Origin of the sequence: Clostridium swellfunianum (assembly GCF_023656515.1) — a bacterium.
GTDB lineage: Bacteria > Bacillota > Clostridia > Clostridiales > Clostridiaceae > Clostridium_AT > Clostridium_AT swellfunianum.
Window position 1 is genome coordinate 3731194 of sequence record NZ_JAMOFV010000006.1, and the last position, 12742, is coordinate 3743935.

Here is a 12742-nt window from a genome sequence, read left to right on the forward strand (position 1 = left end):
ACTACTAATATAATTAGGAGGTGATCTTAATTGATTAATAATAAATACAATCTAAAAAACTATATAGAGCTTATGAAAAAAGAAATAGGTACTCAAAGTCTTCTTGTTATAAAGCATGTCCTTGCAGGCAAAGATCAGCCTGTGGATTTAGCTCTTGTATATGTAGATGGATTGGTAGATAAAAATATTATCGACAGAGATATTCTTCAGCCTCTTATGCTTCACATAGACGAGAACTTAAACGGCAAAGACAATCTAGCGGATTATCTTGCGAAAAGATATATAGCCATGAGTCAGACTACAGTTATGTCAAATATAGATGAAGCAATTATAAATGTAAAAAGAGGCAAATCTATTATATTTGTTAACAATCAGCTTAATTTTATGATAGTAGATACAAAGGGTGGCAGCTACAGAGCTATTGAAGAATCCAGTATAGAAACTGCTGCAAGAGCTCCTAAGGAAAGCTTTGTTGAAAATCTTGGAACAAATGTGAGCATGATAAGGCGCTCTATAAAAGATAAAAACTTATGTTTTCAAAGATATACCTTAGGCCAAAGAACCCAAACGGATGTATGTATTATTTATTTAAAAGATGTAGTGGATAACGATGTTTTAAATAGTGTAAAAGAGAGAATAAGTCTTATTAATATAGACAATGCTAATAGCTCTGGATTTATTGAGCAATTAATAGAAGATAACACCTATTCTGTATTTCCACAGCTATTTTCAACGGAGAGAGTAGATAAAGTTGTATCACGAATATTAGAAGGAAGAGTAGCTATAATAACTAGCGGCACACCTATAGTACTTACGGCACCTGCAACCTTTATGGAGTTCTTTCATTCAGTAGAGGACTATTACGACAGATTTGTAGCAGCTAATGCTTTCAGAGTAATTAGATTTCTAGCAATATTTATAGTTATTACCGCCACCCCGGCTTATTTAGTGCTTATCAAATATAATACAGAATTAATACCTATAAATTTTCTAATACCTATAATGCAGTCTAGAATGGATATAGCTCTTCCAGCTTTTCTTGAGATATTTTTAATGGAGCTTATAATAGAGTTCTTGCGAGAAGGCGGATTAAGACTGCCAAGCAAGATTGCCCAAACTCTAAGCGTAGTTGGTGGTATTATAGTTGGGGACATGGCTGTAAAATCAAGGTTTGTGAGTCCAACAACCTTATTTATAGTAGGAATTTCAGTTGTTGCTTCCTTTGTAACTCCAAACTATGAAATGTCTCTTTCGATACGATTCATAAGGTTCCCAATGTTAGTTCTTGCTGAAACACTTGGCATGCTTGGAATAGCTTTAGGATGGTTTTCTCTCATAATGCATTTGCTTTCCTTAGAAAGCTTCGGAGTTCCCTATTATTCCGTAAACAAGTATAAGGATTTACAGGATGGTGCCACAAGATCGCCTATTTGGAAAATGAAAGAAAGGCCTGGAGAAATTCCTCATAAAGACAACATAAGACAGAAAAGTATTAGAAAATATTTGTGGAGAAAAAGAAAATGAAAAAGATAGGAAAAGATGATATTACTTATCAGGAATTTACCTATATAATAGTTGGAGCTATTTTCGGAGTGGGTGTTTTATCTCTTCCCAATAGATTGGTTGAAATAGCAAGACAGGATGGATGGATTTCTGCTGCTATTGGAGGAGTTTATCCTGTATATATTGCGCTTTTAACTATTTATATATCAAAAAAGTTTCCAGAGGATAATATTTTATCTATAAGCAAAAAAATCTTTGGTAAATTTATTGGCTCAATTTTAAATCTTTTATTTTCTGCACAATTTTTTATTAACTTAATTGGCATTACCTCTGGAGCTATAAACTTATCAATAATATATATAGTTGGGTTTTTAAACGTATTGAAGGTTTCCATCGTTGTACTTATATTAGCTGTTTATGGAACCTACCTAGGTTTAAAAGTAGTTGGCAGAATAAGTGAGCTGATGTATTATCTAACGGCGGTTTTATTAATTATTCCTTTAATTGCATTAAAAGATGGTTCATTATTAAACATTTCTCCGGTTTTAGGCGCTGGAGTTAAAAATATTTTAAAAGCAAGTGTGGAAACCGGGTTTTCTTATTCTGGTGTAGAAATAATGCTGTTAATTTATCCTAATGTGAAAGATAAAAGCAATTTAAAGAGCGCAACATTAAAAAGTGTAATGGTAATAGTCTTTATATATACTTATATCACTTTTTTAACCACATATTTTGCAGGACCAGATTCAACTTTAAAATCTTATTTTTCTGTTATGCTTTTGAATGAAACTATAAATCTTCCTTTTTTAAATAGTTTCAGATTTGTCTTTATGTATATGTGGATAATGATTGTTTTTAAAACCATAATAAATAATTACTACAGCTTTACTTATACTATAAGCAACGCCATTGTAAAACTTAACATTAAAAAAATGTGCATAATACTATATCCTATTATTCTTGTTGTAGTAAATACCATTAGCAACGAGGCAACAAGAAGAAGCTTTATATCAAAGTCAATAAACTATACAGCAACCTTCAATATTGTATTTTTATCTTTAGTAGCTATAATAATTTTCTTTAAAAAAGGTGAAAAGAATGAAAGTATATAAGCTGTTTATTTCTATAGTACTTATAATATCTATTAGTTCATTTTTTCTTTCTGGAGTCAGAAGAGAATCTGTTGAAAAGCTAGCTATAAATTCGGCTATCGGCTATGATCTAGAAGAAAATGCACAAGGAATAAAAATACGTTCAGCAACTGCTAGTCGTTATATGGTAACGGAAAATGAAGTTGAGTCTATGAATGTAACAAGCAGAGGTAGAACTATTCCAGAATTAAGGGAAGAAAGACAAAGAAAACTGGATAAAAAGATTTTGCTTGGGTTGGAAAAGGTATATATCATAAGCGATGAATATGCTAGATATGGAATAAAAGATATTATGGACAGTTTTTTTAGAAATCCGGATGTTAAGGATTCTACCTTGCTTTGTATTTGTGAGGGTAAAGCAGAGGATATTATGAATACTAAGCTAGAAGGATATCCTTCAGCAGGAGACTATATCGAAGGTCTTATTAGGTATTCAAGAGAACTTAATTTTTTTCCTGACAACTATAAATTAATAGATGCTTATCTTAGATTAGATGCAGAAGGTCGTAACTTAGTTCTCCCGTATATTAAAGTTGAAGAAAACACAATAGTAATTTCAGGACTAGCACTTTTTAAGGAAGATAAGATGGTTGGACTATTGCCTATGGGAAGGACTAAGCAGCATAATGTACTGCGAGAAAACAATCTAATGGGTCTTATTACTATACAGGAAAACTCTGATAAGTATTTGGGTATTTACGGAAAAAGTAAAAGAAAGGTTAAGTGCTACAAGGAAAATGACAAATATAGGTTTGTAATAAACTTAAAAATTACTGGAGATATAATTACTAACGAATATGAGGCAATGCTAATTAATAAACCCGATAAAAAGAAAGAAGCTGAAGATAAGCTTAAAGCTAACCTGGAAAAGGAATTAAGAGCTTTTTTAGAGAACTTAAAGTCAGAATATAAAGTGGATACCTTAGAGCTTGGAAGAGTAGCAGCAGCCAAGTATGGAAGAAAGACAGGGGTAGACTGGAATGAAATTGTTTCAAACTCAGAAATAGATGTTAATGTTACTGTAAAAATAGCTAAGTTTGGAAGGGGAGATTACTAAAGAGATATCTTCTTTTTGAAATAATATATTTAAAAAAGAAAAAGGAAGATAATTCCCTTCCTCATCTTAATTATACCACATCTAGAAATTGATTAACAGACTGTTAATGAGCTGTTTTTTTCAGTATACTTAAGAAGAATTTTAAGCCCATTTATCCATTATAAGGGAGGCGGATGTATGAACATTAACGACTTTGAATGGAAAGTAGAAAATGAATGGCTGCAAAAGGTTCTTAAGGAAGCTCAAAGGCAGCTGGATGAAATGACTGATTATAGAGGAAAATTTAAGAAGGATGCCATTGAAACTCAAAGAGAGTTATGGCAGGAGATAGGTTCAGTTTCCGTAAACAATGGACTGGAGCAGATTGTTAGTTTCATGGGCTTCATTGACAGGATGAAGATGCAAAAGAGAAAGCACGAGATTAGCAAAAGGCTTCAGGAAAAGTATGAGAGAATAGTTCAGTCCCCTTATTTTGCAAGAATTGATTTTCTTGAAAAGGGAGAGGACAAAGCGGAAAAGTATTATATTGGTATTTCAAATCTTATAACTGAGGATTATGATTTTCTTGTATATGACTGGAGAGCGCCTGCTTCAAGCATGTTTTATGATTATGAAATCGGGAAAGCAGGCTATAAGTGTCCTGAAGGAATTATCGAGGGAGAGATAACCTTAAAGAGACAGTATAAAATCAGCAATGGAACCCTTGAGTATATGTTTGACAGCAATGTTAAGATAGATGATGAAATTCTTCAGGAAATACTAGGCAAAAGCACCGATAACAAGATGAAGGCAATAGTAACCACAATTCAAAGGGAACAAAACAAAGTAATCCGTAATGAAGAGTATAAAAATCTCATTGTTCAGGGACCGGCGGGAAGCGGAAAAACCTCAGTTGCGCTTCATAGAATAGCATTTCTTCTATATAAGCACCGTGAGAAAATAACGCCTCAAAATATAATAATATTTTCACCAAATGAAATTTTTAATGATTATATATCAAATGTACTTCCTCAGCTTGGAGAGGACAACATGTTTCAGACTACTTTCAAAGAGTATATGCATAAGGCTCTTGGCAATAGCTTTAAAAAGGAAGATTCTACTGACTTAATGGAATATATCCTAAACTCAAAGCAGGAGCATAATTATGAAAAGAGAATCAAAAATATTAAGTATAAGTCTTCACTTGAGTTCATAGAGGTTTTAAAGCAATACGCAGCCTATGTTGAAAAGAAGGGTAGAAGCTTTAAGGACATATTCTTTAAAGATAACCTTATAATATCATCTAAGGACCTTGAGGAGCTTTATTATAAGGATTATATAAGTCTTCCACTTAAGAAAAGGCTTGAGAAGCTTAAAGAAAGAATTTTGTTTCTTTTAAAGCCCTATGAAAAAGAACGTATGAATAAAATTTACGGGGAGCTTTGGGATACAGGTTCATATATTGACGAGCTAGAAGTCAAGGAAATGAGCATAGCTTCCGTACGAGAAGAAACTAAGGATATATATAGGGAAATCAACAGAATTACAGCTTTTAATTTAATGGATATTTATAAGAAGCTGTTTGAAAGCCTTGAACCTGAAATTAAAAGCTATACCTTGGAAACCTTGGAAGCTAGAAAGCTTAATTACGAAGATCAGCCGCCTCTTTTATATTTAAAGGGTATTTTTGGAGATCTTCCAAAAACTTCGGATATCAAGTATGTAATTATTGATGAGGCTCAGGATTATAGTCCTTTGCAATATGAAATTTTTTATCAGCTGTTTAATCATGCCAGCATTACAATGCTTGGAGATTTAAATCAGTCCATAAACCCTTTTATGAATGTAGGAGATTATAAAAATATTGAGCATATATTTCCACAAGACAATACTTGCATAATAAACCTTACCAAAAGCTACAGATCGACCTTGGAGATTACTGAGTTTGCAAGAAGAATTCTTAATAAAGAAATTACAGAGGAATATGTGGAAAGAAGAGGAGATAAACCAATTGTTCTTGGATTTTCAAGTGAAGAGTTTATCAAAGATAGAATTTTAAAGGATGTAGAGATGTACAAGGAAAAAGGCCATAATTCTATTGGGATTATAACAAGGACAATAAAGGAAGCAAATGAGGTAAATTGCTTTTTAAAAGATAAGGCTGAAGTTAAGGTTATAACCAAGGATGATGATGAATATATAAACGGTACTATTGTTATTCCGGCATATCTAGCCAAGGGCTTGGAGTTTGATGTAGTGCTCATCTATAATGCAGGAGACGAAAATTACAGCTGTGAGGAAGAAAGACTGCTGTTTTACACAGCTTGCACCAGAGCACTCCACAAGCTGTGCGTGTACTATAAAGGAAGACTTACACCTCTACTTAATGAGAGCAGCATAAAATAATTGCTGGATTTGATGAGGAAATAAAAGCAGCTAGCCATTTAAATGGTTAGCTGCTGCAAAAGTTCTGGGTAAAATTAGAGAATCTATATTCTAAGGTGTATAGCAGGGATTGAATGCATGTAATATTATAATGCAGCTTTCTCTGCTTCTTTTTTGTCTATAAGCAGGTTGTAAGTGAGACCCAATAGCACTAAAATACCGCCTGCAACCTTCCCAAAGGAAAGCTCCTTTAAAGTAAAGTAGTCAATAATAATACCAACAAATAATTGTCCTACAAAGATAAGAAGAGTTAGATAGAAAGAAGATATGCGTGGAGTTATATAGCTGGACAATACAATTACTATAACGCCTGCAGCACCCCCTAAAAAGGCCCAGAGTGGAATTGACTTCAAATCTAAAGCAGATATGCTTGAGAACTCACCGCCAAAGAGTAAAAATATAAAGGAAAAAAACAGTCCAACAATATAGTTGACCAAAGTTCCTTGAAAGTTTCCGATTTCTTTTGCCAAAATATAATTGATAATTCTTGTAACTACAATAGAAACACCAGCAAGAATAGAAATCAATATAAAAAACATAAGGCAGCCCTCCTAAAAAACAGTCATTACGATTATACCTAAAGTTATAAATACCAAGCCAATATACTTTTTTCTTTCAAATTTGATAACCTTCATTCCAAATAACCCAAAATGGTCTACAAGCATGGAAGCAAAAGATTGACCAAGCAAGCCTAAAGCAAGAGTTAAAGACACGCCAAGTGCTTTGAAGCTTAAATTATTAAAAAGAACAGTAAAGATACCTATAGCACCAGCACTATATAAATAGATTGGCAGTTTAGCTTTAAATTTAATTTTTGATTTTGTAAATAATATTACAAGAATAATAGATACAAGTCCTATAATGTGAATGATAACTATTGAGACATAGTTGCCCACTGCACCTGATAAGGCTCCATTGAACAAAATCATAACGGCTATTATGGCACCTATAAATGATGAAACTAAGTTATTCATAGTATTTCCCCCCTTAACCTTAAATTTAATTTATCATGAAATAGTTGCAAAGAAGTATGACATATGTCATATTTGAAGAAGAAAAATTGATTTAATTTTAAAGAGGGTTAAATTAGCTTATGATAAAAATTTACGATAATAATTTGAAGAATAAATATATTATAGAAAATAATATTGACAATATTTTTAGCGAAAATTTGATGCCTTATATGGAATTGCTGCTTTTTAAAAAGAATGAATATATTTGCAGAGATGGGGAGCCTCTTGATTATTTCTTGTTTTTTGTAGAAGGAAAGGCAAAGGTTAATACTCCGCTTAGCAATGGTAAATCTCTACTGCTTTGTTTTTATGAGGATTTTAGAGTACTGGGAGATCTTGAAATTATAAATGGTAAAAGCGCTTCCAGCAATGTACAGGTTATAGAAGATGCTTACTGCATAGGCATACCCCTAGAGTATGTAAAAGCAAACCTCTTAAGTGATTCAAAGTTTCTTAGATACATATGTACTTCCCTTGGTGAAAAACTAGAAAGTATATCAAAAAATAGTTCTATAAATCTTCTTTATCCCCTTGAAAATAGATTAGCCAGCTACATATTAGCTGCTGGCGAAAGAATAGAAAGCCGTGGCTTAAAAAGAATAGAATTTAATGAAAATCTCACTGAAGTGTCAGAATTGTTAGGAACCAGCTACAGACATTTACTAAGAACACTGAACACTCTGTGCACAAGGGGAGTCATAATAAAGAAAAGCAGTTTCTATGAAGTTATGAATGAGGAAAGTTTAGTTAAGATGGCTGCTGATTTGTATCGATAAAATTGTAAGCTGGAGTAAATACTGAGGTATTTTAAATGTATAGTGAAAGGAAGCGTTTTCATGTTTAAAATTATGATAGTAGAAGATGATCCTAAAATGCGAGAAATAATTTTAGAAAATATTGTGAAGTGGGGCTATGAGGGATATTATTTACAGGAACTTGATAGGGTATTTGATGACTTTGTAAAGTATGAGCCGCATCTTGTTCTTATGGATATAAATTTACCCTCCTACGACGGATTCTATTGGTGCGGTAAGATAAGAGAAATATCAAAAGTTCCTGTTATATTTATATCCTCAAGAAATAGTAATATGGACATAATCATGGCTATAAACATGGGCGGTGATGATTTTATACAAAAGCCTTTTTCACTGGACGTCCTTATGGCAAAGATAAATGGACTTTTAAGAAGGACTTATAATTATACAAATGCTTTTTCAAATGTAATTGAACATAACGGGGTTGTACTTAACATTAAGGATTGCTCTGTAATATTGAAGGATAGAAAAGTGGAGCTTACTAAAAATGAGTTTAGAATTCTTTATACTCTTATGAAGGATAAGGGAGAAATAGTAAGCAGAGATAAGATTATGAGAGCATTATGGGAGGATGAGAGTTTCATAGATGACAATACGTTAACAGTAAATATTAACAGACTTAGAAAAAAGCTTGAGGATTTTGGACTTATCGATTATATTCAAACAAAGAAGGGCCAAGGGTATGTAATATTATGAAATTTACAAAATTTTTAGCAGATAGAAAGCTTTCAATACTTTGTTTTTCCTTGCTTATGGTATTTATATCAGCTGTAATCTATTTAGATACAGCATTTAAGGTTAGCTTGGCAAATGTATTATATATAAATTTAGTTTCAACCGCCTTTTTTATGTTTTATTTGATTGCTAAGTTTCTATATTATAAAAGTTATTTTAAAGCTCTAAATGATATTGTAGAAAATGAAAGCAACGAAATAATATATCGCATTCCAAAGGCTAAAAGCTATGAACAAGTTCTTTTTCATGAAACGCTTGCAGCTTTATTTAATGAACAAAACTCTAAATTGCAAAGGCTTCATGAGCAGAAAAAGGAATATGAAGAGTTCATTGCATCATGGGTACATCAAGTAAAGACTCCTATAGCAGTAGGAAGATTGCTGATTGAAAATAATTCAAGTTCTCAAAATAAGGATATCTTGTATAGCATAGAAGAAGAACTTGATAAAATAGAAAACTACATAGAACAGGCACTTTACTATTCTAAAATAAATGATTTCTCGAAAGACTATCTTATAAATGAGGTTGAACTGAACAGATTAGTAAAGGAAACAGTAAAAAAACAGGCAAAGACTTTTATCACAAAGAAAATAAGTATAGAAATTGAAAATACTGATTTAATGGTTACAACAGATAAAAAATGGCTTTTATTCATTCTAGAGCAAGTAGTGTCTAACTCATTAAAATACACTTCTATAGGAGGACAAATTAGATTCTATGGATTAAATGAAGATAAAGTCCAAAAGCTCGTAATAGAAGACAATGGCATAGGAGTTATGCCTGAAGATATTGGCAGGGTCTTTGACAAAGGCTTTACAGGGTATAATGGAAGAGAAAGTTATAGAGCAACGGGTATAGGTTTATATCTTTCGAAAAAACTAGCAAGAAAGCTTGGTCATGATATATCAATTGAATCAAGACATGGTGAATATACAAAAGTAACTATTATATTTCCTAAACATCTAGATTACTTCGAGGTTTCAAAATAGTAAAATTAGATATAAATAATTTTATTTTAAAAGTGGCACCGCCACTTTTTTTGTTTTGTGACAAAAATGTAAGTTATAACTATAGTTTTGTAAGCTAAGAAAATGGATTTGAAGAAATTAATTTTATACAATAAGACTATAAATTAAAACATAACATTAGGCAAAGCAATTGATAATTGTTGTGTACAGCATAAGGAATACAGGAGGTATAACAATTAATAATTGTTGTGTACAGCATAAGGAATACAGGAGGGAATATAATGAGGATATTTGAAATAATACTTGTTTTGGTAAACTTACTAACTATTTATCTTAGCTTTAAAAAGGTTTCAAAAGTAGTTAGGTTATGGGAGGTGGGAATAAATCTATTTCTAATTTTAATTCATGGTATATTGGAAGGTTTTAGATATCAGATGATTTTTTCCTATATATTTGTTGTTGGTTTTGTGATTTTTACCTTAATAAAAACAAAGTACAAGCCTTTTGATGCTAAAATGCCAAAAGGGCTTAAGGTAATAATAAGTAGCGTATCTATTATATTTCTTATAATAACATTGTTATTATCATATGCTCTTCCTGTATTCAAACTTCCTAAGCCAACAGGGAGCTATGATGTGGGTATTAATTACTTTCATTTAGTTGATGAAAATCGAAAGGATCCTTTCTTAGATAAATCAACTAAAAAGAGGGAACTGATGATTAAGGTCTATTATCCTGCAAAGAATGATGACTCAAAAGCATTTGACAGATACTTTCACAATTCATCTGAGCTTTTAAAGGCCTTTGCTGCAGGTTACCATATGCCTGACTTTCTATTTAGCCATCTAAAATTAGTAAATACAAATTCGAAAGAAGGCTTACAAATATCAGACAAAGAGCAAAGCTATCCGGTAGTCCTGTTTTCTCATGGAGCAGGAACAACGATGGAAGTTCAAACTTCACAGTGCGAGGATTTGGCTAGCCAAGGTTATATTGTAGCTGCTATAGACCATACCTATGTATCTTGGGCAATTCTCTTCCCAGATAGAGTTGTTACAGCTCAAGAGGCTACAACAAACTTTAATACAGCAGATCCGGCAGAGATAATTACTCAAATAATGGCTGATGATTCTAAATTTGTAATAGATAGCCTAACTAAAATAAATGAAGGGAAAATTAATTCTAATTTTAAGGGAAAGCTAAATGTTGATAAAATTGGTGCTATTGGTCACTCTGTTGGTGGCGCTGTAGCATATAACCTGGCGATTAATGATAAGAGAATTAAGGCTGCAGTTGATTTAGATGGGATTGTTTTTGTTACTCCTAAAGATGAGGCAGAAGATATGGTACCATTTTTAATGATTGCAAATGATAAATATCATATTCAAGGAATTCAGAATAGAGAACCATTAATAAAAAAATTTGAAGGCATGACGGAAGAGGAACAAAAAATAATGGTTTCAATGTATGGCAGTGAGGAGTCATACAAGGAAGCTTATACAAAAGCATCACAAAATATCATAGGACTTGCTAAAGTTCTTAAGTCTTCAGGCAATTTATTCACCGTAGAAGGTAGTGATCATATGAAGTTTACAGATATGGGGTTTCTCATAGATGTTAGACAGCTGCGAGAGCTGATGGGTATAGGTGGAAACACTGCTCCAGAAAGATGTCTTGAAATCACTAAATCAGTAACAACAGCTTTTTTAAATAATCACTTGAAAGGTAAAGAAAAGGACGCATTAGAATCTCAGGTTAATAGATATCCTGAGCTGAAAAAAGTTAATTTAAATTAAGTTGACCATACTTGTTTTGAATGGTAAGGTTTATTCTGTATAAAATTATAGGAGGATTTATAATGAATCAAGGGCAAGAAAGATTTTTAGGATATATTTTAGAAAGAGTACAGGAAGATAAGGTTGAAGAAGCGAAAGAGCTGCTTACAAACAACTTTAGAAAACAAGCAGAAGGTACGTTCACACAGAAGGATGCTTTACAATCCATGCCAAAATTAATTTCTTTATTAAAACCCGAAAATGTGAATGAAGTACAGGAAGTTATGAAACAATTTGCTCAAAATATGAACCGATAATAGATAGCAGGCTTAGGATTAATTAAGCCTGCTTTTTTGTAGGACTTTTTCCAAAATGTTATACAAATAAATTAAGAATTAGCTGCCTGATATATAAAATCACTATGTGACAAAAATGTAAGTTATGACTATAGTTTTGTAAGCTAATAAAATGGATTAGAAGAAATTAATTTTATACAATAATACTATAACTTGAAACACGAAAAACGGAGGGTTAATATATGAAAGATGTTTTAACAGCTAAGAATTTAAGAAAGGTTTACGGCTTACGAGGAAATGTATACACTGCACTTTATGATATAGATTTAAATATTAAAGAAGGTGAATTTGTAGGTATAATGGGACCTTCAGGTGCAGGAAAAACAACACTTTTAAATATAATTTCTACTATAGATAAGCCTAGCAGCGGTACAGTTACCATAGACAGTGAAGACATAGTGAAAATGGATGATGAGAAACTGTCTGTGTTCAGGAGAAATAAACTAGGTTTTATTTTTCAGGACTTTAATCTTTTAGATACCTTAACAGTAAAAGAAAACATAGTTCTACCATTATCTTTATCTAAAGTAGACTTAAATGAAATAAAACAAAGACTTAAAGAAGTTTCAGAAAGCCTAGGTATAGAAGACATTTTAAATAAGTACCCTTATGAAATCTCAGGAGGTCAAAAGCAGAGAACAGCAGCAGCGAGAGCTATTATTGGAAGGCCTGCTTTAATTCTTGCAGATGAGCCTACAGGAGCTTTGGATTCAAAGTCATCTACAGAGCTACTCCAAGCTCTAAGCAATTTAAATGAAAAAGACAGGGCTACTATCATGATGGTAACTCACGATGCTTTTGCAGCCAGCTACTGCAGAAGAATAATATTTATAAAGGATGGTCTATTGTTTACAGAGCTTGTTAGAGGAGGTTCCAGAAAGGAGTTCTTTCAAAGAATACTCGATGTGCTTAAGACACTAGGCGGTGGTTTAGCTGATATGTAAT

12 protein-coding genes are annotated in these 12742 nt (G+C 32.3%); 10 read left to right on the forward strand and 2 right to left on the reverse strand.

What is annotated here, in order from left to right:
• The first annotated feature begins 30 nt into the window (after positions 1-30).
• The 4 genes from NBE98_RS17630 (at position 31) to helD (ending at position 6096) form a co-directional block, all read left to right on the forward strand.
• The gene (locus NBE98_RS17630) at positions 31-1524 is read left to right on the forward strand and encodes a spore germination protein (RefSeq protein WP_250816325.1); all 1494 of its coding nucleotides are present in this window, start codon (positions 31-33) and stop codon (positions 1522-1524) included.
• A complete protein-coding gene (locus tag NBE98_RS17635; protein WP_250816326.1) occupies positions 1521-2615 on the forward strand; it encodes a GerAB/ArcD/ProY family transporter in 1095 nt (364 codons plus the stop codon). The genes NBE98_RS17630 and NBE98_RS17635 overlap by 4 nt, the downstream gene beginning before the upstream one ends.
• On the forward strand, positions 2602-3711 hold the full coding sequence (locus NBE98_RS17640) for a Ger(x)C family spore germination protein (protein WP_250816327.1): 1110 nt from the start codon (positions 2602-2604) through the stop codon (positions 3709-3711). The genes NBE98_RS17635 and NBE98_RS17640 overlap by 14 nt, the downstream gene beginning before the upstream one ends.
• A 177-nt stretch (positions 3712-3888) precedes the next feature.
• The gene (helD, locus tag NBE98_RS17645; protein ID WP_250816328.1) at positions 3889-6096 is read left to right on the forward strand and encodes an RNA polymerase recycling motor HelD; all 2208 of its coding nucleotides are present in this window, start codon (positions 3889-3891) and stop codon (positions 6094-6096) included.
• Between the two features lie 125 nt (positions 6097-6221).
• Here the strand turns inward: helD and NBE98_RS17650 are convergent, their stop codons facing one another.
• Complete coding sequence (locus NBE98_RS17650) at positions 6222-6674, reverse strand: DMT family transporter (protein ID WP_250816329.1); 453 nt, start codon at positions 6672-6674, stop codon at positions 6222-6224.
• 12 nt (positions 6675-6686) lie between these two features.
• On the reverse strand, positions 6687-7109 hold the full coding sequence (locus tag NBE98_RS17655) for a DMT family transporter (RefSeq protein WP_250816330.1): 423 nt from the start codon (positions 7107-7109) through the stop codon (positions 6687-6689).
• Between the two features lie 119 nt (positions 7110-7228).
• Between NBE98_RS17655 and NBE98_RS17660 the strand changes: the two genes are divergently transcribed.
• The 6 genes from NBE98_RS17660 to NBE98_RS17685 all read left to right on the forward strand — a co-directional run bounded on the left by NBE98_RS17660 (position 7229) and on the right by NBE98_RS17685 (position 12741).
• Positions 7229-7924: a cyclic nucleotide-binding domain-containing protein gene (locus tag NBE98_RS17660; RefSeq protein WP_250816331.1), complete on the forward strand. Its 696-nt coding sequence runs from the start codon at positions 7229-7231 to the stop codon at positions 7922-7924.
• Positions 7925-7984: 60 nt separating this feature from the next.
• A complete protein-coding gene (locus NBE98_RS17665) occupies positions 7985-8659 on the forward strand; it encodes a response regulator transcription factor (RefSeq protein ID WP_250816332.1) in 675 nt (224 codons plus the stop codon).
• Positions 8656-9687 carry a sensor histidine kinase gene (locus tag NBE98_RS17670; protein WP_250816333.1) on the forward strand — a complete coding sequence of 344 codons (1032 nt, stop codon included), beginning with the start codon at positions 8656-8658 and terminating at the stop codon, positions 9685-9687. The genes NBE98_RS17665 and NBE98_RS17670 overlap by 4 nt, the downstream gene beginning before the upstream one ends.
• Before the next feature lie 260 nt (positions 9688-9947).
• Complete coding sequence (locus tag NBE98_RS17675; RefSeq protein WP_250816334.1) at positions 9948-11462, forward strand: alpha/beta hydrolase family protein; 1515 nt, start codon at positions 9948-9950, stop codon at positions 11460-11462.
• 62 nt (positions 11463-11524) lie between these two features.
• Complete coding sequence (locus NBE98_RS17680; RefSeq protein WP_250816335.1) at positions 11525-11758, forward strand: hypothetical protein; 234 nt, start codon at positions 11525-11527, stop codon at positions 11756-11758.
• A 221-nt stretch (positions 11759-11979) separates the two neighbouring features.
• The gene (locus NBE98_RS17685; protein ID WP_250816336.1) at positions 11980-12741 is read left to right on the forward strand and encodes an ABC transporter ATP-binding protein; all 762 of its coding nucleotides are present in this window, start codon (positions 11980-11982) and stop codon (positions 12739-12741) included.
• Position 12742: the final 1 nt, after the last annotated feature.